24 protein-coding genes are annotated in these 22,098 nt (G+C 66.8%); 10 read left to right on the top strand and 14 right to left on the bottom strand.

All coding sequences use genetic code 11. The features are described 5' to 3' along the window. Position 1: 1 nt before the first annotated feature. Positions 2–889: an N-acetylmuramic acid 6-phosphate etherase gene (locus tag FOA17_RS13240; protein WP_149141963.1), complete on the bottom strand. Its 888-nt coding sequence runs from the start codon at positions 887–889 to the stop codon at positions 2–4. 151 nt (positions 890–1,040) lie between these two features. On the opposite strand from FOA17_RS13240, the gene FOA17_RS13235 reads away from it, so the two are divergent. From FOA17_RS13235 to nagA, 4 genes are read left to right on the top strand one after another with little or no spacing between them, the layout of a single operon-like run. Next, positions 1,041–1,877, top strand: coding sequence for a glucosamine kinase nucleotide-binding domain-containing protein (locus FOA17_RS13235; RefSeq protein WP_149141962.1), 837 nt, complete (start codon positions 1,041–1,043; stop codon positions 1,875–1,877). Next, positions 1,877–2,662, top strand: a complete 786-nt coding sequence (locus FOA17_RS13230; RefSeq protein WP_149141961.1) for a GntR family transcriptional regulator — start codon at positions 1,877–1,879, stop codon at positions 2,660–2,662. Before FOA17_RS13235 ends, FOA17_RS13230 begins: the two co-directional genes overlap by 1 nt. Beyond that, positions 2,659–3,684, top strand: a complete 1,026-nt coding sequence (locus FOA17_RS13225) for an SIS domain-containing protein (RefSeq protein WP_149141960.1) — start codon at positions 2,659–2,661, stop codon at positions 3,682–3,684. Before FOA17_RS13230 ends, FOA17_RS13225 begins: the two co-directional genes overlap by 4 nt. Beyond that, positions 3,684–4,817: an N-acetylglucosamine-6-phosphate deacetylase gene (gene nagA, locus FOA17_RS13220; protein WP_149141959.1), complete on the top strand. Its 1,134-nt coding sequence runs from the start codon at positions 3,684–3,686 to the stop codon at positions 4,815–4,817. Before FOA17_RS13225 ends, nagA begins: the two co-directional genes overlap by 1 nt. 3 nt (positions 4,818–4,820) lie before the next feature. Here the strand turns inward: nagA and FOA17_RS13215 are convergent, their stop codons facing one another. The 6 genes from FOA17_RS13215 to FOA17_RS13190 form a co-directional block, all read right to left on the bottom strand. Further along, the gene (locus FOA17_RS13215; protein ID WP_238991813.1) at positions 4,821–5,474 is read right to left on the bottom strand and encodes a DUF1523 family protein; all 654 of its coding nucleotides are present in this window, start codon (positions 5,472–5,474) and stop codon (positions 4,821–4,823) included. Positions 5,475–5,489: 15 nt separating this feature from the next. Beyond that, complete coding sequence (locus FOA17_RS13210; RefSeq protein WP_238991812.1) at positions 5,490–5,774, bottom strand: hypothetical protein; 285 nt, start codon at positions 5,772–5,774, stop codon at positions 5,490–5,492. Beyond that, complete coding sequence (locus FOA17_RS13205) at positions 5,753–7,114, bottom strand: DUF6638 family protein (RefSeq protein ID WP_149141958.1); 1,362 nt, start codon at positions 7,112–7,114, stop codon at positions 5,753–5,755. The genes FOA17_RS13210 and FOA17_RS13205 overlap by 22 nt, the downstream gene beginning before the upstream one ends. Positions 7,115–7,190: 76 nt before the next feature. After that, positions 7,191–9,116, bottom strand: a complete 1,926-nt coding sequence (locus tag FOA17_RS13200) for an AAA family ATPase (RefSeq protein WP_149141957.1) — start codon at positions 9,114–9,116, stop codon at positions 7,191–7,193. A 3-nt stretch (positions 9,117–9,119) separates the two neighbouring features. Then, positions 9,120–10,250 carry a hypothetical protein gene (locus FOA17_RS13195; protein WP_238991811.1) on the bottom strand — a complete coding sequence of 377 codons (1,131 nt, stop codon included), beginning with the start codon at positions 10,248–10,250 and terminating at the stop codon, positions 9,120–9,122. Next, the gene (locus FOA17_RS13190; protein ID WP_149141956.1) at positions 10,251–11,312 is read right to left on the bottom strand and encodes a coiled-coil domain-containing protein; all 1,062 of its coding nucleotides are present in this window, start codon (positions 11,310–11,312) and stop codon (positions 10,251–10,253) included. Between the two features lie 195 nt (positions 11,313–11,507). Between FOA17_RS13190 and FOA17_RS13185 the strand changes: the two genes are divergently transcribed. Then, the gene (locus FOA17_RS13185) at positions 11,508–12,791 is read left to right on the top strand and encodes an acetylornithine deacetylase/succinyl-diaminopimelate desuccinylase family protein (protein ID WP_149141955.1); all 1,284 of its coding nucleotides are present in this window, start codon (positions 11,508–11,510) and stop codon (positions 12,789–12,791) included. 9 nt (positions 12,792–12,800) lie between these two features. Here FOA17_RS13185 and panC read toward each other — a convergent pair whose 3' ends face one another. Continuing rightward, on the bottom strand, positions 12,801–13,640 hold the full coding sequence (gene panC / locus FOA17_RS13180) for a pantoate--beta-alanine ligase (RefSeq protein WP_149141954.1): 840 nt from the start codon (positions 13,638–13,640) through the stop codon (positions 12,801–12,803). After that, complete coding sequence (gene panB, locus FOA17_RS13175; protein WP_149141953.1) at positions 13,637–14,476, bottom strand: 3-methyl-2-oxobutanoate hydroxymethyltransferase; 840 nt, start codon at positions 14,474–14,476, stop codon at positions 13,637–13,639. Before panB ends, panC begins: the two co-directional genes overlap by 4 nt. A gap of 182 nt (positions 14,477–14,658) precedes the next feature. Here panB and FOA17_RS13170 point away from each other — a divergent pair, with 182 nt between their 5' ends. Together FOA17_RS13170 and FOA17_RS13165 are read left to right on the top strand one after the other, a co-directional pair. Beyond that, entirely contained in the window at positions 14,659–15,000 is a 342-nt protein-coding gene (locus FOA17_RS13170; protein ID WP_149141952.1) for a cupin domain-containing protein, read from the top strand. A 61-nt stretch (positions 15,001–15,061) separates the two neighbouring features. Then, positions 15,062–15,565 carry a YbjN domain-containing protein gene (locus tag FOA17_RS13165; protein WP_162528256.1) on the top strand — a complete coding sequence of 168 codons (504 nt, stop codon included), beginning with the start codon at positions 15,062–15,064 and terminating at the stop codon, positions 15,563–15,565. A gap of 70 nt (positions 15,566–15,635) precedes the next feature. On the opposite strand, the gene FOA17_RS13160 is transcribed toward FOA17_RS13165, so the two are convergent. Together FOA17_RS13160 and FOA17_RS13155 are read right to left on the bottom strand one after the other, a co-directional pair. After that, positions 15,636–16,460 (bottom strand): L,D-transpeptidase, encoded by an 825-nt coding sequence (locus FOA17_RS13160; RefSeq protein WP_149141950.1) that lies wholly within the window; start codon positions 16,458–16,460, stop codon positions 15,636–15,638. Positions 16,461–16,588: 128 nt separating this feature from the next. After that, positions 16,589–17,467: a MurR/RpiR family transcriptional regulator gene (locus tag FOA17_RS13155; protein WP_149141949.1), complete on the bottom strand. Its 879-nt coding sequence runs from the start codon at positions 17,465–17,467 to the stop codon at positions 16,589–16,591. An 87-nt stretch (positions 17,468–17,554) separates the two neighbouring features. Between FOA17_RS13155 and menC the strand changes: the two genes are divergently transcribed. Both menC and FOA17_RS13145 read left to right on the top strand, forming a co-directional pair. Next, positions 17,555–18,688, top strand: coding sequence for an o-succinylbenzoate synthase (menC, locus tag FOA17_RS13150; RefSeq protein ID WP_149141948.1), 1,134 nt, complete (start codon positions 17,555–17,557; stop codon positions 18,686–18,688). After that, the gene (locus FOA17_RS13145) at positions 18,685–19,392 is read left to right on the top strand and encodes a GNAT family N-acetyltransferase (RefSeq protein WP_149141947.1); all 708 of its coding nucleotides are present in this window, start codon (positions 18,685–18,687) and stop codon (positions 19,390–19,392) included. The genes menC and FOA17_RS13145 overlap by 4 nt, the downstream gene beginning before the upstream one ends. Here the strand turns inward: FOA17_RS13145 and FOA17_RS13140 are convergent, their stop codons facing one another. From FOA17_RS13140 to pgsA, 3 genes are read right to left on the bottom strand one after another with little or no spacing between them, the layout of a single operon-like run. Beyond that, entirely contained in the window at positions 19,393–19,833 is a 441-nt protein-coding gene (locus tag FOA17_RS13140) for a molybdenum cofactor biosynthesis protein MoaE (protein WP_149141946.1), read from the bottom strand. Position 19,834: 1 nt separating this feature from the next. After that, the gene (gene moaD / locus FOA17_RS13135) at positions 19,835–20,086 is read right to left on the bottom strand and encodes a molybdopterin converting factor subunit 1 (RefSeq protein WP_149141945.1); all 252 of its coding nucleotides are present in this window, start codon (positions 20,084–20,086) and stop codon (positions 19,835–19,837) included. A gap of 4 nt (positions 20,087–20,090) precedes the next feature. Continuing rightward, a complete protein-coding gene (gene pgsA / locus FOA17_RS13130; RefSeq protein ID WP_149141944.1) occupies positions 20,091–20,753 on the bottom strand; it encodes a CDP-diacylglycerol--glycerol-3-phosphate 3-phosphatidyltransferase in 663 nt (220 codons plus the stop codon). Between the two features lie 109 nt (positions 20,754–20,862). On the opposite strand from pgsA, the gene FOA17_RS13125 reads away from it, so the two are divergent. Beyond that, positions 20,863–22,098, top strand: coding sequence for an Hsp70 family protein (locus FOA17_RS13125; protein ID WP_149141943.1), 1,236 nt, complete (start codon positions 20,863–20,865; stop codon positions 22,096–22,098).

Here is a 22,098-nt window from a genome sequence, read left to right as displayed (position 1 = left end):
GTTATTGTCCGTCCATCGCGGCGGCCAGATGGCCGCCCGAAGCTTTCAACGCGGCCTCGGCCGCATCGGGTGCGGCGCCGCGCGCGACCAGAATGGCGGGCTTCACCGCCCCACCGGTCTGCGACAGCGCGCGTTCAGCCGCCGCGCGATCGACCTGCGCCACCGCGGCGACGATCCGCGCCGCACGGTCAGTCAGCTTGGCATTGTCGGCCACGACATTTACCATATAGCCGTCATGCACATGGCCCAGCCGGATGCCCAGCAGCACCGACAGCATGTTGAGCGCGACCTTCTGCGCCGTCGCGGCCCCCATCCGGGTGGATCCGGTCACCACTTCGGGGCCGGTCTCGATCAGGATCGCGTCATCGGCCAGCGCCAGCAGCGGCGCGCCGGCCACATTGGCGAAGCCCGCCACCCGGATCCCGCGCGCCCGCGCCGCCCTCGCAACCGCCAGCGCATAGGGCGTGCGCCCCGATGCCGACAGGACCAGCAGCGCATCGCCCGAGGCCAGCCCCGACCGATCCAGATCGGCCAGCGCCAGTTCCGGGTCATCCTCGACATCGCCGGTCAGATGCAGCAGCGCCGCCGCACCGCCGGCAAAAAGCATCGGTGTGCGGTCGGGCGACAGGCCGAAGGTGCCCGCCAGCTCCAGACAATCCGACAGCGCCATGAGGCCGGAACTGCCCGCCCCGGCATAACCCATCCGCCCACCCCCGCGCAGCAGCGGCGCAAGCCGGTCGGCCAGCCCCGCCAGCGCCGGCAAGGCCGGGCGCAAGGCCGCCAACGCAGCCGCCTGCGCCGCCAGCAGGTCAGCCAGAACGGCAACCCCGTCGCGCAGATGCAGCCCGTCAGAGGCCGGATGCCGATCTTCGGTATGGCTTTTCAACATGCGAATCCTCCCCGCCCCAACATAATGCCAAATTAATACCAATTGTAAACCCCCTTGCTGAAATACGCTCAAACACGTCAAATTTCAGCGGTTTGCAGTTAATGCTTTCCTTTTGGTATGCATTTGGTATCTTCCAGCAAAAGGAGTCGCCATGCCGCTGTTTCTGGGAATCGATGGAGGAGGGACGGGCTGCCGCGCCGTCGTCGCCGATGCGACCGGCCGCGTGCTGGGCACCGGCGCCGCCGGCCCTGCCAATGTGAACTCCGATCTCGATGGCACGCGCGCCAATGTGCTGGCCGCCACGACCGAGGCGCTTGGCGGCACCTCCCACCAGACCAGCCTGACCGCCGTTCTGGGGCTTGCCGGGGCGAATGTGACGGCCGCGGCCTGGGCACTGGCGGCGACCCTGCCCTTTGCCCGCGTCAAGATCGTGACCGATGCCGTGACCTCGGCCAAGGGCGCGCTTGGCGGCGGCGACGGCATCGTCGCGGCCATGGGCACCGGATCGGTCTTTGCGGTCAGCCGGGGCGGCGCAGTGCGCCAATATGGCGGGCGCGGCTTTCTTCTGGGCGACGAGGGCAGCGGCGCGGCACTTGGCCGGGCATTGCTGGCCCGCGCCCTGCGCGCCGAGGATGGCTTTGTGCCGATGACCCCGCTCTTGCGCAGCACCTTGGCCGAATTCGACGGGATCGAGGGCATTATCCGCTTTGCCAGCACGGCACGGCCCGCGGATTTTGCCACGCTCGCCCCGCGACTGATCGACAGCGACGACCCCGCCGCCCGCATCCTCAAGACCGAGGCGATGCAAGAGGTGCGCGCCATCCTTGAAACGCTGCAAGCGCCCGGCCCGCTGCCAGTGGTCTTTCTGGGCGGGCTGGGCGGCTGGTATGCCGGGGCGCTCGCGGGGCTGTGGCCGCAGGCCGCCCCGCTGGGCAGCGGGCTGGACGGCGCACTGGCCATGGCGATGGAACTGGGGCAGGAGGCGTGATGGACGATCTGTTTTCCCCCGGCGGGTTCGAGGACACCGGCGCAGGCCCGCTCTATCTGCAACTGCATCGCCGCATCGCCGAGGCCATCGCCTCGGGGCGGTTGAAGCCCGGCGACAGCCTGCCCCCCGAACGCGAGATGGCCGCCCTGACCGGCCTGTCGCGCGTCACCGTCCGCAAGGGGGTGGAGGCGCTGGTCGCATCGGGGCAACTGGTGCAGCGGCGCGGGTCGGGCACCTTTGTCGCGCCCCGGGTCGAACGGCTGGAACAGGCGCTGTCGCTCCTGACCTCCTTCACCGAAGACATGGCCCGGCGCGGCCGCACGGTGGAAAGCCAGTGGATTGCCCGCGGCCTGCACGCCCCCGCCCCCGAAGAGGTGATGGCGCTTGGTCTTGGCACCGGCGACCGCGTCGCGCGGCTGGAACGGGTGCGCAGCTCGGATGGGGTGCCGCTGGCGATCGAACGCGCCTCGCTCCCCGAGGCGATCCTGCCCGATCCGCTGGGCGTCGGCGCCTCGCTTTATGCGGTGCTGGAAAGCCGGGGCCTGCGCCCGGTGCGGGCGGTGCAACGGATTTCCGCGGCCAATCTGGGGCCGCGCGACGCCGATCTTCTGGGCGTCACCCCCGGCGTGGCCGGGCTTCGGATCGAACGGGTCTCCTACCTGCCCTCGGGCAAGGTGGTGGAATTCACCCGCTCGCTCTATCGCGGCGATGCCTATGACTTTGCCGTCGAACTGAAACTCGCGCCGGACGCTGACCGTCTGGCGGGCGAAAGGATACAGGAATGACCGACAGTCACATGGCCCGAGAAGTGGCCGAAATCCCCGAGGCCGCCGCGCGCTTTCTCGACCGCTCGCGCATTGCGGTCGTGGCCGCCGCCGCCGCGCTGCGCCGCAAGGATCCGGGGCTGGTGGTGACCGTGGCGCGCGGGTCGTCTGACCATGCCGCGACCTATCTGAAATACGCGATCGAACTGGAGGCGGGCCTGCCCGTCGCCTCGGTCGGGCCCTCGGTCGCGTCGATCTATCGCCGCCCGCTGCGCCTGCAAGGCGCGGCCTGCATCGGAATTTCGCAATCCGGCCGCAGCCCCGACATCGTGGAGATGATGCGCAGCGCCGGCGAAGGCGGGGCGCTGTCCATCGCGGTGACGAATTACGCCGACAGCCCGATGGCGCAGGCCTCGGCGCATTGCCTGCCGCTTCAGGCCGGCGAGGAAAAGAGCGTGGCCGCCACCAAGACCTTTGTCACCAGCGTGCTGGCCGGCCTGGCGCTTCTGGCCGAATGGCGCGAGGATACTGCCCTGCGCAGCGCCGTGGCCGACCTGCCCGACGCCCTGTCCCAGGCCGTCGCGCTGGATTGGGAGCCGCTGTCGGCCCGGCTGTCGCGCGCCGCATCCGCCTTTGTGCTGGGGCGCGGGCCGGGCTTTGCCATCGCCAATGAGGCGGCGCTGAAGTTCAAGGAAACCTGCGGCATCCATGCCGAGGCCTATAGCGCGGCCGAGGTGCTGCATGGCCCGGCGGCCATCGTGCAGGCGCATTTTCCGGTGCTGGCGCTTGGGGTCGAGGATGCGGCCCTGCCGCAGCTGTGCGCCACTGCGGAACGGCTGGCGGCGCAGGGGGCGGATGTCTTTGTCACCGGCGCCGATGTGCCCGGGGCCACGCGCCTGCCCTCGGTTGCGGGGCTGCATCCGGTGGTGGCGCCGCTGGTGACGATTGCCGGCTTCTACGCCTTCATCGAAAAACTGGCGCGGCGGCGCGGGTTTGATCCCGACACCCCGCCGCATCTGCGCAAGGTGACGGAGACGGTCTGATGACGCGGGTTCTGACCGGGGCGCGGCTGTTCGACGGGCACGCCTTCCACGACGATCTGGCGGTGGTGATCGAGGGGGACGAGATCGCCGCCCTGATCCCAGCCGCCGAGGCCCCTGCGGCAAGCGAACGGGTGGCGGGCCTGCTGGCGCCGGCCTTTCTGGACCTTCAGGTGAATGGCGGCGGCGGGCATCTGGTCAGTGGCGCGACCACAGCAGCCGATCTGGCCACCGTCTGCGCCGCGCATCGCGCGCTTGGCACGGCGGGCGTCCTGCCGACGCTGATCACCGACACGCCCGAGGCCACCGCGCAGGTGATCGCCGCCGGTATCGCGGCCATCGGCATGCCCGGTTTTCTAGGTTTGCATCTGGAGGGGCCGCATCTCGACCCGCGGCGCAAGGGCGCGCATGATCCCGGGCTGATCCGCCCGATGACCGCCGAAGATCTGGCTCGGCTTTGCGACGCCGCGCGGCGCCTGCCGGCGCTGATGGTGACGCTGGCGCCTGAAAGCGCCACGCCCGCACAGATCGCGCAATTGCGCGCGGCCGGAGCGGTGGTCAGCCTGGGCCACAGCGATTGCACCCTGGCCCAGGCCCGCGCCGCCATGGCCGCCGGCGCCACCTGCGCCACCCACCTGTTCAATGCCATGAGCCAGCTTGGCAATCGCGAACCGGGGCTGGCGGGGGCCGTGCTGTCAGGCGATGGCGCGGCGGGGCTGATTGCCGACATGATCCATGTCCACCCCGATACGCTGCGCGTGGCGCTTGCCGCGCGGCGCGACGGGCTGTTTCTGGTGACCGACTGCATGTCCTTTGCCGGCACCGATCTGACAGAGATGATGCTGAACGGCCGCCGCGTGCTGCGCCGCGACGGGCGCCTGACGCTGGAGGACGGCACCCTGGCCGGGGCCGATCTGACGCTGCCGCTGGCCATTGGCCATCTGGTGCGACAGGTCGGCATCGCCCCGGAACGCGCGCTGGCCATGGCCAGCCGCATCCCCGCCGAGGTGATCGGCCAGGCGCATCGTCACGGCACCATCGCGCCGGGCCGCCGCGCCGAAATGGTGCTGCTGCGCCCCGATTTCAGCCTTTCAGGCTACTGGTCGGGCGGCGACTGGCATCTGCCGCCCGGCTGAGCCTCATTTGCGGCCGAACAGCCGCGACCAGAAGCCGCGCGCCTTGTCGCGCGCGGCATCGGCGCTCGCGTCCAGCTCATCCAGCTTGGTGTTCAGATCGTCTACCGCCGGGTCGATCATCCGTTCCTTGAACTGCGCCCACATCCGCCACAGCATGAGGAAGGCCAGCGCCAGCAGCGACAGCACCACGATATTGACCCAGGGGATCAGCCGCACATCCGGCCCCTCGACCGGGCGCACCTTCACCGCATTGGGATAGATCGAGAAGATCGGCATCCGCCAGCCGTAATGCGTGACCGCCACCCATTCCGGCTTTTCCTTCGGCGAGACCAGATTGGTCGCCTCGGCCTGAAGGTTGGAGCTGTCATATTTGAAATAGGGCGGCCAGATCCAGCCGGTATCCTCGTTGCGATAGACCATCACGCCGCCATCGGGGAACACTGCCTCGATAAAGCGGATGTCGCGCCGGTCCACCGTGCTGGTGGTGGTGCCGCTGTCGGGCGAGGCGTAAAAGATCGAATTCGCCCCGACCTCGGTCAGCCGGTTATAGGTGCCGGTCAGCCGCACCACATCGCGCTGCGGCAGCGTGTAATGCAGAAAGGCCGCGACGATGGCCAGGATCGTCAGGCGAAAGCCCCATTTGATATAGGTCCACACAGGCGGCACTCCTTCTCAGTCGTAATTCACGAAATACACGGTCAGCGCGATGCCCGCCATAGGCAGGATATAGACCAGCCACAGCAACCAGAATTTCAGCCCCCGACCGTAATCCTTCATCTGCGCTTCGACCCAGGCATCGCGGTCGCCCGCCATGCCCTCGGCATCAAAGCGCTTTTCCAGCGCCTCGCGCCGGGTCGATTTGAAGTAGGTCTTCAACAGCCAGTAGAACAGCGTCAGAATGACGAAGGCAAAGGCCCAGGCGCGCAGGATGGCGATCATCGTCTCACGGCCCCCCATGGTCCGACCGCGGCCATATCCGGCGCGGCGCGCGGTCCGTCGCGCATTTCCGGCCGCGCCGCCTCGTCCATGCCCGGTTCGGGGCCGAACAGGGCCATGCGCGCGCCCTGCTTGTCCACCAGATACTCCCGTTCCAGAAAATCCGCCACATATTGTCGCTTGCGCTCGGACCATCCGCGATAGCTGGCGTAGAACAGTTCCTTATGGGTGATATACATCTGCCGCACATCCAGCGGCGCCAGTTGCGCCAGCAGCATGTTCACCAGATCGCGGTCAGGGCCGGACCGGGCCCGCAGCGTATAGAAATAGCTCGGATGTTCCGAGGTCAGGCGCGGCCAGTCGCCCGCCCCCTCGGCCCAACGCAGCACCGCCGCCAGCCCCTTGAACTCGTCCGGCAGGGCATCGCCCAGCCGATAGGCGATCTTGCGCAGATCGGCGCGGCTCGCCTGGCCCAGATCGAGGTTCAGCGCATCCGCCGCTTCGACCAGAATGAAATCCATCTTCTGCCGCAGGATCGCGCCCACATCCGCGCCGCGCGCCTGCACGATCGGCTCCACCAGCGCATTGCGCTCCAGCCAGTCGGCAATCGCGTTGCGGTCGCGCATATCCAGCACCGGCGAAACCGGCACCGGCCCGAGGCTCTGCTTCGGCAAGACCGAGATCACCCCCGGAAAGCGCGCCTGACGAAAGATGTAGATCCCCCCGAAATGCGAGGTCCAGAAATTCGCCTGCTCAAAGCTCATCGCCGGCAGCGCGATCGGCGCCCGCGTCACATCGCCGGTCTTTTTCGCCAGCTCGATCATCTCCGCGATCAGCAGATCGTCGCGCCAGCCATCGGGTTCGCGCCGGAAACGGTCGATCAGCGTCGCCAGCTTGCCCGCATCGCGCACATGCGCCGCCGTGGTATCGGCCTGCACGGTGATGCGGCGGATGTCGAACAGCCGCGCCGGGGTGGAGACATCGAAAACGCTGTTCTCCAGCTCTCCCGCCACCGCATCCCGCGCGGTCAGCGCGAAAAGCTGCGCCTCGTTCGCCTCGATGAACTGCCGCAAGATCCCGCGCGAGGTGGAGAATTTGGCATTCAGCAACGGCGCCGTCTTCTGCGCGGTGGACAGCAGGATGAACTGCCGGTTGCACCCGTTGGGATTGAGGTAAAGATCATCGCCCAGCTCATCGCCGATTTCCGGTGAATAGCCGGAAATGTCGATGTGAAAATCGGCCAGCGCGGTTTCCCGCCCCGTCAGGTGCCGCAGCGCCCGGCGATACCGCTCCACCAGCGCGGGCGAGGATACCTCGACCAGATTGCCGAACATCAGGCCCTTTTCGATCAGCCGCCGCACCGCAACCCGCCTCCTTCATCTGTTCCCAAATATCCCGGGGGGGCGCCGCAGGCGCGGGGGCAGCGCCCCCTTCTGCTCATCCCCTCCCCTCCAGATAGCGCCGCTTGGCCTCCTCCTGCCGGCCGAAATCGCGGACCATGGCGGTGATCGCGGCCTCGTCGCTCTTGTCGGCATAGCGGAATTCGCTGTCGGCATAGCGGTTGATTTCCTGCAAGACCATCTCGACCGTGATCGGGGTCATCAGCCCGCGGATCATCTCCAGCTTGCGCTCATAGGGCTGGAACAGGAACAGGTCGGGATTTTCCATCCAGTCGTCGGGCAATTCGAAATCCATCGCCCGCACCTTCACCGCATCGGTGATGTTCTTGACCGCGCGGCCGGTGAACCGCTCATCCGCCTGCTGGATCGCCTTGAGATAGGTGCCAAGCTTGGCGATGGTATCGAGGGGCCCGATCTCGCCCGCCACCTTGTCGAAGACGCGGATCAGGCCGTCTTCCTGCGGGCGGGCGTGTTTCTCGAAGCTGGCCGCCACCGCGCGGCGGATCTCCTGGGCGGCGAACAGGTCATGTTCGCCCAGCGGGATCTGGTGGTTCCGGCCCAGAAGCAAGCTCAGGATATCAATGTAATCCTCGCGGCTTTGCGGGCCATCGACCAGAAACCGCGCCCCGGCCCGCTGGCGCAGCGCGTCATCCACATTCTCGGGATAGTTCGAGAACATGCCGAAGGTGCAATTGCCGCGCACGACCGTATTGGCGCCGGCAAAAGCCTCCATGAAGACCGCTGTCACCTCTTGCTGCCCCGCGCTCGATTGCCGGTCGCCGCGCTTGCCGGCGATCTGGTCGATATCGTCGATGGTGCCAAAGGCAATCACCGCCGGGTCGATGATATTGGTGATGAAGGCCTTGGCATTCTGCCCCGACTTGCCCTGATAGCTGTCGATCTGGTCGATCGAGAAATTCTGATAGCGGAAGGGGTAGCCCGCGACCTTGCAATAGTCGTTCAGCAGCCCCGCCATCATCTGAATGAGCGTCGTCTTGCCGGTGCCGGGCTTGCCGTCGCCCATGAAGGTGAAGATGAAGCCGCCGAGTTCCGCAAAGGGGTTGAGCTTGCGGGTGAAATCAAAGGCCATCAGCATCTTGGCCAGCCGCATCGCCTGATATTTGGCGATATGGTTGCCGATCACCTCCGACGGTTTCTTGAACTGCATGGTCAGGGCGGTGCCCTTGGCCGCGCGGGCGGGGGTAAAGCCGGAGAGCGTCAGCCCGTCGGCCTCGACCCGCCAGCTTGCGGCGGCGAAGGGCGCGGCGGCGGGGGCGGTTTCGGCCCGTGCCGCAACCCGCGTCATCAGCGCCTCGGCAAAGGCTGCCAGCGTGGCGATCAGGCGCGGATCGTCGCCGGCATGGGCGGCGATGTCCTGATCCAGCTCCCACAGCGCGCCTTGCAGCGCGAGCGGCGCGTTGTCGGTTAGGATCTCCTCGACCGCGCCGATCTCGACCGTCACCTCGCCCAGATGCGGCGCCAGCAGAAAGGCCAGCGTATTGCCGAAACTGTGCAGCACCACCAGCGCCTCGGCCGCCAGCAGGGCAGCAAATTCGGCGCGTCGGGGCTCGGGCAGGCGGGCCTCCAGATTGGCGCGTTTCAGTTCGGCCAGCGGGGTCGCCTGCGCAAAGGTTTCGCCCATGGCCAGTGCCACCGCCAGCGCGCGCCGCAGCACCCCCAGCGCGGTTGCCTGCACCGGGCTGACCAGACCGTCGCCCAGCCCCTCGATCCGTTCGACCAGCCGCACCCCGCCGGGCCGCGCCGTGGGCCGCGCCGCCATGCCGGGGATGGTGGAGCGAAAGCGCGGCCGCGCCCCGACCCCGGGCGAGCGTTCGGCCTCGGTCACCGGCGCCGCCGTGGCGATGCGTGGCGCATGGTCGAACCCGGTAAGCAGGCCCAGCGCGGCCTCGTAATGGCTGCAGATCGCGTCTTCCCTCAGCTCCATCGTGTCGCGTGTCGTCATGGCCTACCTCGCCGGAATGAGGCGCCCGCCCGCGCCCACGATGAACTTGCGGATCCCCGCGAAACCGGGCGGGTTCAATTCGGCCAGCGCCTGATAGGGCCGTTCGGGCAGGATGATCATCCGTTCCGTCCGCGTGGCGCCGGTTTCGCCGCCCAGCACCGGATCGAGCCGGTAGATCTGGCGCTGCGCGGTGGAGAACCAGCCATCCTTGACCTCCTGCTCCTCGGTCGAGAGCAGATCCTCGATTGTCCAGACCAGCGCCCAATCCTCGCCCGGGGGGGCCTTGGCCATGGCCAGAACCTGCGAGATCGGGCCGGATTGCTGGGTAAAGCTGTGCGAATGCATCGGACCCAGCGTGATACGGCGCAGCCGTTTGGGATGCAGGTCGTCGAAATCGGTATCCAGCCCCTGCGCGATGGTCAGCAGCTTCAGCCCCGACAACGATTGCGCCATCAGATGCGCCTGCACCTGCGGCCAACGCCGCACATCGGTGGGCAGCGGACGCTTGCCGCTATCCTCCAGATCCAGCAGATACAGCACCGGCAGGTTGGTCTGGGTGTCATAGACCGCCCAATGCAGCAGGAAATGCCGCCGCTCGCCGATATCGGCCACCCATTGCGCGTCCGGGTCATTGCGCGCCTGAAACAGCCCGCCCTGTCGCAGCGCCTCGTAATAAAGCCTCTGCGACAGGGCGAATTGCAGCCGCGTGGGCAGGGTCAGCTCGCCCACGATCTGCCGCACCATGCGGTCCTTCAACTCGGTCTCCGAGGCCATGCCCGCCAGATGCTTTTCCGCCTGGCTGGCATCGACCGCCATCACCATCAGCTCTTGCGCGATGGGAAAGCCGCTTTCGTGCCGGTCAAAGGTCGGCGTGCCGGGCAAGGGCCCCTCGACCCGGCCGGTCATCAGATATTTCAGGCTGAGCGCCCGGAACGTCGCCGCCAGCCGCGCCACATGACCCGCGATCACCCGCGCCTCCAGCCGGGTCAGCCGCCCTTCGCTTTCCAGCTCGGCCGCGACCCGGCCCAGATGGCCGATGATGCGGTCGAACTTGTCGAAATAGCGGCGGGCAACCAGACTGTCGGCCAGCGGCGTGTGATCTTCGGTCAGCGCATCTTTGACAGAGCCGGACACTTATTCCCCATAGGCGTTCTTGTCGTGTTTCTCGACAATCGCCGCAAAGCGGCGGGCAAAGCGTTCATCGGCCTTGGCCTTGGCCTCCAGGATCTGCCGGGCAAAGACCATATGCCCCTCATGCGCCTCCAGCATGTCGGCCATCTTGTCATTGGTCGCGGCGCCAATCGCGGCCATGGCGGCCTGCGCCTCCTGATCGGTCTTCACGCCGATCTCGTTGATCCGGTGCGCCACATCCTGCTGCTGCGCGGTCTTGAGACTGGAGGTCAGCGCATCATACAGCACCACGCGCTGCTTGGTATCGGTCTGCAACTTGTTGATCAGCACCATCTGGGTGGCGGCCTGGTTTTGCAGGCTGTCCACCCAGGTCTTGCCCTTTTCGATATAGCGTTCCAGCGTCTGACTTTTCGCCAGCTTCACCTGTTCGTCCTGCACCAGTTCATTGTGCCGGGTGTTGAGCGTGGCCAGCTCCGTCTCCAGCCGGGTGCGGGTGGCGGCGTCCATCTCCACCGCGATCCTGTTCTCCAGCTCGATGATCTTCGGATCCATCCCGGCAATCTCGGCGCGCACGGCCTCCAGCGCGGCAACGGTGCCCTCGCGTTCGTCCAGCGTGCCGACCAGATTGGTCTCCACCCGGGCCTTCTGGGTGTTCAGCAGGTCAAGCTGGCCTTGCAGCAGTTTCACGATCACATCCGACTTGCCGATCAGATCCTGCAACTTGGCGTCGATCGAGGCATCGCGCAGCCGCTCCTGCCGCATCGATTCCGATTTCCCGCGCGAGAAAAAGCCGACCACGCTTTCCATCGTGGTCTTGGACCGCAGTTCGTTGAAATCCTCGGAAAAGCCCGCCGTCACATCGTCAAGCCCCATGATCAGCTCGGCGATATTGGCGTTCATCAGATCAGTATGCTTGTGCACATCGGCCAGCGTCGCATTCTCGATGTCGATCGAGGTCTCCACCTCGGGCGTCGCGGCGATGCGGTCGGTGATGGCGGAAATCTTCGCCTGCGCCTCGGCGATCTGCTTCTGGCTTTCGGCAATCTGGGCATCAAGGCTGGCCATGGGGCTCCTCCCAAGTAAATCATGTTTACATATGTGCGTGTCACGGGCACGTTACCAGAGGCTTGCACGGAAAAATTGCGCGCACCCCTTGCACTTGTCGCCAGACAGCCTGCGCGAAGCCCGGGCGGAAATCAACGGCGGCCTGCGCGTCGCGGCCCCTTGGCAAAACATTCGCGGGCTTCCTATGATCGGCGCATGGAACCCGACCTGCACGCCCGCCTTGCCGCCGAGATTGCCGCGCGCCGCGACAGCCTGATCGCGCTGACGCAGGACCTGATCCGCATCCCGACGCTGAACCCGCCGGGGCGGCATTACCGCGAGATCTGCGATTATCTTTCAGACCGGCTGTCGGCGCAGGGCTATGTCACCGCCCTGGTCCGCGCCGAGGGCAGCCCCGGCGACAGTGACGCCTGGCCGCGCTGGAACATGGTCGCCCGGCGCGATGGCGCGCGGCCCGGCGAATGCGTGCATTTCAACAGCCATCACGACGTGGTCGAGGTTGGCCATGGCTGGACCCGCGACCCGTTCGGCGGCGAGCTGGACGGCGACCGCATCTATGGCCGGGGCGCCTGCGACATGAAGGGCGGCCTTGCCGCCAGCATCATCGCGGCCGAGGCCTTTGTCGCCGTCTGCCCCGATTTCGCCGGCGCCATCGAGATCTCTGCCACCGCCGACGAGGAATCGGGCGGCTATGGCGGTGTGGCCTATCTGGCCGAACAGGGCTGGTTCGACCCTGACCGGGTGCAGCATGTCCTTATCCCCGAACCGCTGCACAAGGATCGCATCTGTCTGGGTCATCGCGGCGTCTGGTGGGCCGAGGTGGAGACCAAGGGCCGCATCGCCCATGGCTCCATGCCCTTTCTGGGCGACAGCGCCATCCGCCATATGGGCGCGGTGCTGGAGGAGATCGAGCGCAAGCTCTATCCGCTGCTGGCCACCAAGCGCACCGCCATGCCGGTCGTGCCCGAAGGCGCGCGGCAATCCACGCTCAACATCAATTCGATCCATGGCGGCGAGGCCGAGGCGGAGCCGGGCTTTACCGGCCTGCCCGCGCCCTGCGTGGCCGACCGATGCCGCATCGTGATCGACCGCCGCTTTCTGATCGAGGAAGACCTGCCTGCGGTCAAGGCCGAGGTGACGGGCCTGCTCGACGGGCTGAAGGCCGAACGGCCGGGCTTTGACTACAGCCTGCGCGACCTGTTCGAGGTCCGCCCGGTGATGACCGCCGCCGATGCGCCCGTGGTGCGGTCCACCGCCGCCGCCATCGAACGGGTGCTGGGCCGGGTGGCCGAACATGTGGTGTCGCCCGGCACCTATGACCAGAAACATATCGACCGCATCGGGCGCATGAAGAACTGCATCGCCTATGGCCCGGGCCTGCTGCATCTGGCGCATCAGCCCGATGAATGGGTCGGCGTGCAGGATATGGCCGACAGCGCGCTGGTCATGGCGCTGGTGCTGGCCGATCTGCTGGGCTGAGCCGCCCGATCAGACCGGAATATTGTCGATCAGCCGCACGCCACCGATCCAGGCCGCCGCCAGCAGCCGCGCGGGCTGATCCAGCGTGGTCATCGGCTCCAGCAGCGCGGCGCTGCGCAGATCGAGATATTCGACCTCGGCAAAGCCGGCCTGCACCAGATCGGCGCGGCCCTGATCCAGCGCCGCCGCGACATCGCCGCCATTGCGGATCGCCGCCGCCACCTTGCTCATCACGCGATAGAGGCCCGGCGCCTGCGCCCGGCTCAGCGCATCCAGCCGCACATTGCGCGACGACATGGCCAGCCCGTCGCCCTCGCGCACGGTTTCGGCGCCGACCACCTCCACCGGGATGTTCAGATCGGCCACCATGCGCTTGACCACCTGAAGCTGCTGCCAATCCTTCTGGCCGAAATAGGCGCGGTTCGCCTGGGTCATGCCAAAGAGCTTGGCCACCACCGTCGCCACGCCCTCGAAATGGCCGGGGCGCATCGCGCCCTCCAGCGGGTCGCTGATCCCCGACACCGTGACCGAGGTGGCAAAGCCCGGCGGATAAACCTCATCGGGGCCGGGGGCGAACAGGATGTCCACACCCTCGGCCGCCAGAAGGGCGGCATCCGCCGCCTCGGTCCGGGGATATTTCTCCAGATCGGCGGGGTTGTTGAACTGCTTTGGGTTGACGAAGATCGTCACGATCACCCGGTCGCAGCCACGCTTGGCCGCACGCACCAGGCTCAGATGCCCGTCATGCAGGGCGCCCATCGTCGGCACCACGCCGACCTGCCGCCCATCTTCCTTCCAACCGCGCACACGGGTGCGCAATTCTGCAACGGTCCGCAGGATCTGCATCAGCTTTTCGGCCCCTTCGCGGGCAGCACATCGGGAAAGGCATGTTCCGGCCCGGGAAAATGCCGCGCGCGCACCTCGGCAGCATAGGCGGCGATCGCCTCATCCGCGGTCTGGCCCAGTTCGCTGTAACGCTTGACGAATTTCGGACGGAAATCGGTGAACAGGCCCAGCATGTCATCCACGACCAGCACCTGACCGTCGCAGGCCACGCCCGCGCCAATACCGATGGTGGGGATCGCGAGACGCTGCGTGATGCGTCCGGCCAGCCCCTCGGGCACCTTTTCCAGCACGACCGAGAAGGCCCCCGCGGCCTCGACCGCCAGCGCATCGGCCATGACCTTGTCGGCCTCGCCCTCACGCCCGACCACCTTGTAGCCGCCCAGCGTGTTCACCGATTGCGGCGTCAGCCCGATATGGGCCATCACCGGAACCCCTCGTTTGGTAAGGAAGGCGATGGTTTCGGCCATGTGCTGACCGCCCTCAAGCTTGACCGCCGGGGCGCCGGTTTCGGCCATCAGCCGCGCGGCATTGCGAAAGGCCTGCTGCGGCCCCTCTTCATAGGATCCGAAAGGCATGTCGATCACCGGCATGGCCTTTTGCAACCCGCGCACCACGGCACGGCCATGCAGGATCATCATCTCCATCGTCACGCCCAGGGTGGAGGGCAGGCCATGCAGCACCATCCCGAGCGAGTCGCCCACCAGCGCGATATCGCAATGCCGATCCACGATCCGGGCCATGGGCGTGGTATAGGCGGTCAGCACGACCAGCGGCTCCGATCCCTTGCGGGCAAGGATATCCGTAGGCAGCACCGGGCGCATCGAAGAGGAAGCGCTCATGTCTCTCTCGTTCTCCCTGACAAGAGGAATGCGGGATCTGTATAGCCCCCGCCCCGGTGCCGCACCAGCGAAAGTTGTTCGCCGCCGCGCAGCATCGCGGAATGCCTCTGGCCGGCACGCAGCGCCCCTTGACCTTTGCCGCCCAAGCCGCAGGATTGGCGCATTCATCCAAAGGCAAGACCATGTCCCATCTGATCCGTCTCGACCGCGCCCATATCACCCCCGAAATCGAACGCCCCGCGCCTGAAAAGCTGCTGGCGGGCGATCCGGTCCATACCACCTGGAACCTGGAGGACCGCGACGGGCTTTATTGCGGTCTGTGGCAATCGACGCCCGGCAAATGGCGCGTCGCCTATGAGGAATGGGAATATGTGCATATCCTGGAAGGCGTCTCGATCCTGACGGACAGCGCGGGCACCGCGACCACCCTGCGCGCCGGCGACAGTTTCGTGATCCGTCCGGGGTTCGAGGGCACCTGGGAATGCGTGGAAACCACGCTCAAGGATTATGTGATCCGTCTGTGAGGAGGCAGGGCCCGTGCTAGAAATGGGGCCTTGGACCCAAAGCGTAACGAAGGAGATTTTCATGACCATGCTTCGTCTTGCCCTGGCGCTGGCGCTGCTGCCGCTGCCCGCCCTGGCGCAATCCACCGGCTCGGCGCAGACCCCGCAACTGAACCTGCGCCCCGGCAGTCTCAGCCCGGCTGACCCGCAGGCGATCGTGGATGCGATGCAGAAGCTGGGCTACCGGGCCGAACTGACGACCGACGATCAGGGCGACCCCAAGATCAAGTCGGCGGCAAGCGGCGCGAATTTCTCGGTCTATTTCTATGGCTGCACCAGCGGCAAGGACTGCACCTCGATCCAGTTTTCCGCAGGGTTTGACACCGACAAGGGGCTGGACATGCAGGTGGCGAACGACTGGAACACCAAAAAGCGCTACGGCAAGGTCTATCTGGATGACGAGCGCGACCCCTATATCGAGATGGACGTGAACATGGAGGGCGGCATCCCGAATGCCCTGTTCGAGGACAATCTGTCGATCTGGGACCGGATGCTCGCCGATTTCCAGACCCATATCGACTGGTAAGCCCGGCCACCGCGCCAAAAAGAAAAGCCCCGGCCTGGCCGGGGCTTTGTGCATTTCCGGGCTGGTGCGGTCAGCCCTGGGTGGTGGTGCCCGCTTCGGCCGCGGCGGCGGCCGTTGCGGCGGCAGCGGCCTCATCGGCGGCCTTCTGCGCCTCGATCGCCTCGCGGCGGGCCTCGATCTCGGCGATCATCGCGGCGTCATAAGGGATCAGATGGCCATTCTCGTCATCCATCCATTTGCCTTCCAGACGCTCCGATTCCTCGCGGCCGCGGACATGAACCCGGGTGCCCAGATCGACGCGGTTGAACAGGTCGATCGCATCCTGGTTGAACAGCCGGATGCAGCCGGCCGAGGTGGCCCGCCCGATCGACGAATTCTCGCGCGTGCCGTGGATGCGGTAAAAGGTATCCTTGCCATTGCGATAGAGATAGAGCGCCCGTGCCCCCAGCGGGTTGATCAGCCCGCCCGGCAGGCCGCCGGCATAATCGGCATAGAGTTCGGGCTGGGTGCGGATCATGTTCGCGGTCGGCGTCCAGGACGGCCATTCGACCTTGCGATTGACCGTGGCATTGCCGCGAAAGCCCAGACCGGCGCGGCCCACGGCCACGGTGTAGCGCATCGCGCGCCCGCCCGGCAGCACATAGTAGAGCTTGCGCACATAAGGGTCCACGACGATGGAACCGGCCGGCTCATCCCCGGTGAAATCCACCTCTTGCCGGGGCACATTGCCGGTCAGGTGATGCGCGGCGACCGGCTCGATAAAATACTCGCCATCCTGGATACCCTCATATCCGGGCACGACCTGGGGCTGGGGCTCGACCTTTGGGGTCGCACAGGCAGCAAGGGCCAAAAGCCCGAAAAGCGCCGCAAGGCGCGGGATAACAGTGTTTATCATGGGGGCAGCCATTCGTGGAATCGGTCAGCAGAAGCAGATTTGTCTGCCGAACAAAGTCTTGCGCCCCGTTGGGGTCAACCCTTTTGTCCGCCCCGCCCCAACTATTCGCACCGGCTGCGCGGCGGGCGTCACAGTTCGCCACCACGCCCGCCCCCCAGATGACCGGAAAAGCGGTCATAAAGCCCGGCGATCCGCGTCATCCGCGCCTCCACCCCGGGGCCAAGCGCCTGAAAGACCGCATTGACCAGCAGCGCCGTCAGGCTGGCAAAACCCGAAGTCGCATCCCAGAACTGCGCGTGATCCACCGGCACGGCAAAGACCTCGGTCGCAAGCCCCTGCCCCCAACGGCAATAGGGATCGGTGATCAGCGTCACGGGGATGCCGGCCTTGCGCGCCTCGGCGGCCAGATCGCGCGCCTGCCGCGCATAGCGCCGCGCCTCGAAGATCACCAGGCAGGCGGTCTCGGGCGGGGCGGTCAACACCTCGGCAAAACTGCCTGCGGCCAGATCGACAAGCTGCACTCCCGGGCGCAGATATTGCAGCAGATGCGCCAGATAGGCGGCATGGCCCCGCTCGGTCTGGAACCCCGCGACAAAGACCTGCGGCCGCGTCGCGATCCGCTGCGCCGCGCGGTGAAATTCGGGCCGGGCGGCGGTTTCGTGATTGACGACCACCGTCGCCAGCTCGCGCTCCAGCGCGCGGGCCTGCTCGGCGCTGCCCCCCGCCGCAAAGGCCTGAAGCCGGTCGCCGATCAGCCAGGGCCGCGGCCCGGCCTCGGCCTGCAAGGCGGCCTTCAGCGCCTTGAAATGGCGATAGCCAAGCGCGCGGCAATAGCGCCCGACCGTCGCTTCGGACACACCGACCTTGCGCGCGACCGAGGCGGCGGTCTCGAACGGAAGGCTGTCGGCATGATCGAGGAAATGCCGCGCCAGCGCCGCCTCGGCCCGGCTGGCACGATCGAGGCTGCGCAACAGCCGGTCCTGAAGGCTGGCATCGGTATCCGGCATGGTTTCCCTCATTTATGATATATTTCTATCATCCTTGACTGTCATGCAAGAAATATTGAATCATGCCGCCAAACCCCGGAGAACCCGATGACCGCCCAGCCCTTGCGCCCCGCGCTGCGTATCGACCATGCCGAGCTGCGCCTGGTGCGGCTGCCGCTGGTCACGCCCTTCACCATCGCCACCGGCACGATGCACGAAAAGCTGTTTCCGCTGCTGACGCTGCGAAGCGACGGGTTGGAGGGCCATGCCGAAGGGGTGATGGATCCGCTGCCGGATTATCTGGAGGAAACCACCGCCGGCGCCATGGCCTTTGTGTCGGATGTGGTGCTGCCGGGGCTGATCGGGCGCCGCATCGCCCATCCGCGCCTGCTGCAACAGGAATTCGCGGGTTGGCGCAGCAATCGCATGGCGCTGGCCATGGTCGAGATGGCCTTCTGGGATCTCTGGGCCAAATCGCTGGACCTGCCGCTGATGACCGCGCTTGGCGGTCAGGCCGAGGCGGTGGAGGTCGGCGTGTCGCTGGGCATCCGCGCCATTCCCGAAACGCTGGATCAGGTGGCGCTGCATCTGGATCAGGGCTATCGCCGGATCAAGCTGAAGGTGCGCCCCGGCCATGACCTGTCGCTGCTGCGCGCCGTGCGCGGCGCCTTTCCCGAGGCGCATCTGACGGTGGACGCCAATTGCTGCTACACGCTGGCCGATACCGCGCTGCTGGCGGCGATGGATGACTTTGCCCTGGATTACATCGAACAGCCGCTGGCCTGGGATGACATTCACGACCATGCCACGCTGCAAGCCCGGCTGCGCACGGCACTCTGCCTGGATGAAAGCATCAAGACCCCCGCCCATGCCCGCAAGGCGCTGCAATCCGACGCCTGCCGGGTGATGAACATCAAGGTCGGCCGGTCGGGCGGCCATGCAGCCGCGCTGCAAATCCACGATCTCTGCGCCGCGCTGGACGTGCCGGTCTGGTGCGGCGGCATGCTGGAAAGCGGCATCGGCCGGGCGCATAACATCCACCTCTCCACCCTGCCGAATTTCCGCAAGCCGGGCGACGTGTCCTCGGCCAGCCGCTATTTCCACCGCGACATCATCGAACAAAAGCTGGAAACCGCCGGTGGGCTGATGCCGGTGCCGCTGCACGGGCCGGGGATCGGCGTCACGCTCGACCGCGATTTTCTGGACAGCGTCACCCTTGAACGGCGCGAGGGGCGGGCATGACCATCACCCTGCGCGACCTGCACGGCTTGGCCGAATTTCGCGCCGCCGAAGATCTGCAACGCGCGGTCTGGGGCGCGGGCGACATGCCCGATCCGGCAGATCTGATGATGGTGATCCAGCATGAGGGCGGGCTGGTCGCGGGTGCCTTCGACGGCGACCGTCTGCTGGGCTATGTCTTCGGCTTTCCCACCCGCGACCCGCAGGTGCAGCATTCGCACCGCCTGGCGGTGCGGACCGAAGCGCGGGGGCTCAAGCTGGGGCTGCGGCTGAAATGGTATCAGCATGATTGGGCCGCCGCGCGCGGCATCCGCCATATCCGCTGGACCTATGACCCGCTGCGCCGCGCCAATGCCACGCTCAATATCGCAAGCCTGGGCGCCGGCGCCTCGGTCTATCTGCCCGATTATTACGGCGAGATGGCCGGGATCAATGCCGGCACCGCCTCAGATCGCTTGCTGGCCGACTGGCAGGTCGGATCGCCCCGCGTCCTGGCCGCGCGCGAGCGCCGCCCCATGTTGACCGAAGCCGAAATGCAGGCCGCCCGCCGCATCGCCATTCCCGCCGATTTCGAGGCGCTGCCGCTGCCCGAGGCCCGGGCCGAACGCGCACGGATGCGCGACGAGATGACCACGGCCTTTGCCGAAGGGCTGGAGGTCGCCGGGCTGGACCGCGAAAGCGGCGAATATCTGCTGCTGCCGCGCTGATCACCAGCGGCGCAGCGCGTCCTCATCGGCGTCCTTCGCCGCGACCCAGACCGCGCCGCCCGCGCCGATTTCCTTTTTCCAGAATGGCGCGCGGGATTTCAGATAATCCATCAGGAACTCTGCCGCCGCAAAGGCATCGGCACGATGCGGCGCGGCGGTGGCGACCATCATGATCGCCTCTTGCGGCAACAGGCGGCCATGGCGATGGATGACCAGCGCCGCCTCCAACCCGAAACGCGCTTGCGCCTGTTCGACCATCGCCGCAATCGCGCGTTCGGTCATGCCGGGATAATGCTCGATCTCCATCGCGGCCAGCGTGCCGCCATTGTCGCGCACCAGGCCGGTAAAGGTGACAACCGCCCCCGCCTGCCGCAGCCCGGCGGCGAATTGCGCCTGTTCGGCCCCGGCGTCAAAAGGCGCGGACTGGACGCGCACCGCCATGTCAGCCGCCCGTCATCGGCGGAAAGAACGCCACCTCGCGCGCCGCAGCCAGCGGCGCCGCGAAATCCGACAATTCCTGATCCAGCGCGACACGCAGGCTGGTCAGATCGGCAAAGGCCAGGGCGTGCCCCTCGCTCCGCGCGGCAAGCTCCGCCACCAGATCGGCGACGGTGATGGCCCCAGTCTCCACCACCTCGCGCGGTTGACCGATGCGTTCGCGCAGCCAGGCAAAGTATAGAACCGTGACCTGCATCGCCTCAGTGATCCTTCAGGAAGGGCAGCGCCTTGCGGAAATAATCCCAGCCGGTGACCAGCGTCAGCACCGCGGCCACCCAGATCAGCACCAGCCCGATATTCGTCGCATAGGTCGCGCAATCCTTGCCGCCGCAGGTGCGCACCGGATCGGCCAGCCCGGCCGACACCGCCTCGGCATATTGCTCGGGCGTCATGCCCTGCATGCGGATACCTTCCAGATATTCCAGCCCGGTGCCCAGAAACAGCACGGCAATCGCCACCATCTGCGCCGTGGTCTTCCACTTGGCCAGCCGCGTGACCTTGAGCTGCCCGGCTCGGCTGCCCAGATATTCGCGCAGGCCCGAAACGCAGACCTCGCGAAAGAAGATCAGCGTGGCGGGCAGGATCAGCCAGGGGTTCATGCCGGAATAGCCGGTGATCACCATAATCGCGATCAGCACCATCGCCTTGTCGGCAATCGGATCCAGCATGGCGCCGAATTTGGATTCCTGCTTCCACAGCCGGGCCAGATAACCGTCGAACCAATCGGTCACCGCCGCGCCGATGAACAGGGTCAGCGCCAGCCAGTCAGCCCAGGGACGATGGAAATACAGGAACATCACCGCCACGCCGGGGGCGGCCAAAAGGCGCAGGACCGTCAGGATATTCGGGATGTTCCAGGTCATGTTGCCTTGGTAGCGGAAGCCATGCCCGGAAGGAAGGGGGTGCTTTACAGCCCCGCCGCGCGGCGTTACCCCGGGCGCCTTCGCGCCGGCGGTCTTGACGGGGGTTTTCATGCGGTCTTGCGGCATCGACTTTGGCACCTCGAATTCCACATTGGGCCTGGCCGATGCGGCGGGCGTGCGGCTCGTGCCGCTGGAGGGGGCAGAGGTCACGCTGCCCTCGGCGGTGTTCTGGCCCACGGACGGGGCGCCCCAATTCGGCCGCGCCGCCATCGCCGCCTATCTGGAACGCGACGAGGGTCGCCTGATGCGGGCGCTGAAAAGCACCCTGGGATCGGGGCTGATCGCAGAACGCACCCGGGTCGGCGCGCGCAGCGTCAGCTTTCGCGAGGTGGTCGCGCGCTTTCTGGCCCGCATGCGCGCCGCCCTGCCCGAAACCACCGGCGCGGTGGTGCTGGGCAGGCCGGTGCATTTCGTCGATGACGACCCGCAGGCCGATGCCCGGGCCGAGACCGTGCTGGCCGAGATTGCCCGCGAGATCGGCTTTGACGCGGTGTCGTTCCAATACGAACCCATCGCCGCCGCATTGCATCACGAAACCCGGCTGAGCGATGAGGAAATCGCGTTGATCGTCGATATCGGCGGCGGCACCTCGGATGTGTCGCTGTTGCGGCTGGGGCCGGCGCGGCGCGCCCAGCCCGACCGCAGCGCCGATATTCTGGGCAATGACGGGATCCGGCTGGGGGGCACCGATTTCGACCGCATGCTGAGCCTGGCCGAGGCGCTGCCGCATCTGGGCTTTGGCGCCGCGACCAAGGGCGGCACCGGCACCATGCCGCGGCATTACTACCTTGATCTGGCGACCTGGCACCGCATCAACGTGATCTATGCCCGCCAGACCCTGACCGACCTCAAGGCGCTGCGCCACGAAATCGACCGGCCGGAACTGATCGACCGTTTCCTGCGCCTGATCGACGGCGAGAATGGGCATGCCCTTGCCATGGAGGTGGAGCGCGCCAAGATCGCGCTGAGCGGCGCCGAGGCCGAACGGCTGATGCTGTCGCCGCTTTGTGCGGCCCCGAACCCGGTGCTGCGCCGCACCGCCGCCGAGGCTGTGCTGGCCCCGGCCCTGGCCCGGCTGGAGGCGCTGATCCTGCGGGTGCTGGCGCAGGCGGGCCTTGCCCCAAGCCAGGTGGACAGCGTGTTTCTGACCGGCGGTTCCAGCCGCCTGCCGGCGCTGACGGGCCTGATGACCCGGCTGTTGCCAGAGGCGCGGCACAGCCGGGGCGACGATTTCGGCAGCGTGGGCACCGGCCTCGCACTGGAGGCGCGGCGCCGGCACGGCTGA

The organism is Gemmobacter caeruleus, from assembly GCF_008271655.1.
Classification (GTDB): Bacteria; Pseudomonadota; Alphaproteobacteria; order Rhodobacterales; family Rhodobacteraceae; genus Gemmobacter; species Gemmobacter caeruleus.
The sequence above is the reverse complement of the archived record's forward strand: the minus strand, read 5'-3'. Positions and strand labels throughout refer to the sequence as shown.

Coding starts and splice junctions, on each gene's coding strand:
- FOA17_RS13240 (WP_149141963.1), bottom strand. CDS start 889: ATGTTGAAAAGCCATACCGAAGATCGGCATCCGGCCTCTGACGGGCTG.
- FOA17_RS13235 (WP_149141962.1), top strand. CDS start 1,041: ATGCCGCTGTTTCTGGGAATCGATGGAGGAGGGACGGGCTGCCGCGCC.
- FOA17_RS13230 (WP_149141961.1), top strand. CDS start 1,877: ATGGACGATCTGTTTTCCCCCGGCGGGTTCGAGGACACCGGCGCAGGC.
- FOA17_RS13225 (WP_149141960.1), top strand. CDS start 2,659: ATGACCGACAGTCACATGGCCCGAGAAGTGGCCGAAATCCCCGAGGCC.
- nagA (WP_149141959.1), top strand. CDS start 3,684: ATGACGCGGGTTCTGACCGGGGCGCGGCTGTTCGACGGGCACGCCTTC.
- FOA17_RS13210 (WP_238991812.1), bottom strand. CDS start 5,774: ATGGGGGGCCGTGAGACGATGATCGCCATCCTGCGCGCCTGGGCCTTT.
- FOA17_RS13200 (WP_149141957.1), bottom strand. CDS start 9,116: ATGACGACACGCGACACGATGGAGCTGAGGGAAGACGCGATCTGCAGC.
- FOA17_RS13190 (WP_149141956.1), bottom strand. CDS start 11,312: ATGGCCAGCCTTGATGCCCAGATTGCCGAAAGCCAGAAGCAGATCGCC.
- FOA17_RS13185 (WP_149141955.1), top strand. CDS start 11,508: ATGGAACCCGACCTGCACGCCCGCCTTGCCGCCGAGATTGCCGCGCGC.
- panB (WP_149141953.1), bottom strand. CDS start 14,476: ATGAGCGCTTCCTCTTCGATGCGCCCGGTGCTGCCTACGGATATCCTT.
- FOA17_RS13170 (WP_149141952.1), top strand. CDS start 14,659: ATGTCCCATCTGATCCGTCTCGACCGCGCCCATATCACCCCCGAAATC.
- FOA17_RS13165 (WP_162528256.1), top strand. CDS start 15,062: ATGACCATGCTTCGTCTTGCCCTGGCGCTGGCGCTGCTGCCGCTGCCC.
- FOA17_RS13160 (WP_149141950.1), bottom strand. CDS start 16,460: ATGATAAACACTGTTATCCCGCGCCTTGCGGCGCTTTTCGGGCTTTTG.
- FOA17_RS13155 (WP_149141949.1), bottom strand. CDS start 17,467: ATGCCGGATACCGATGCCAGCCTTCAGGACCGGCTGTTGCGCAGCCTC.
- menC (WP_149141948.1), top strand. CDS start 17,555: ATGACCGCCCAGCCCTTGCGCCCCGCGCTGCGTATCGACCATGCCGAG.
- FOA17_RS13145 (WP_149141947.1), top strand. CDS start 18,685: ATGACCATCACCCTGCGCGACCTGCACGGCTTGGCCGAATTTCGCGCC.
- FOA17_RS13140 (WP_149141946.1), bottom strand. CDS start 19,833: ATGGCGGTGCGCGTCCAGTCCGCGCCTTTTGACGCCGGGGCCGAACAG.
- moaD (WP_149141945.1), bottom strand. CDS start 20,086: ATGCAGGTCACGGTTCTATACTTTGCCTGGCTGCGCGAACGCATCGGT.
- pgsA (WP_149141944.1), bottom strand. CDS start 20,753: ATGACCTGGAACATCCCGAATATCCTGACGGTCCTGCGCCTTTTGGCC.
- FOA17_RS13125 (WP_149141943.1), top strand. CDS start 20,863: ATGCGGTCTTGCGGCATCGACTTTGGCACCTCGAATTCCACATTGGGC.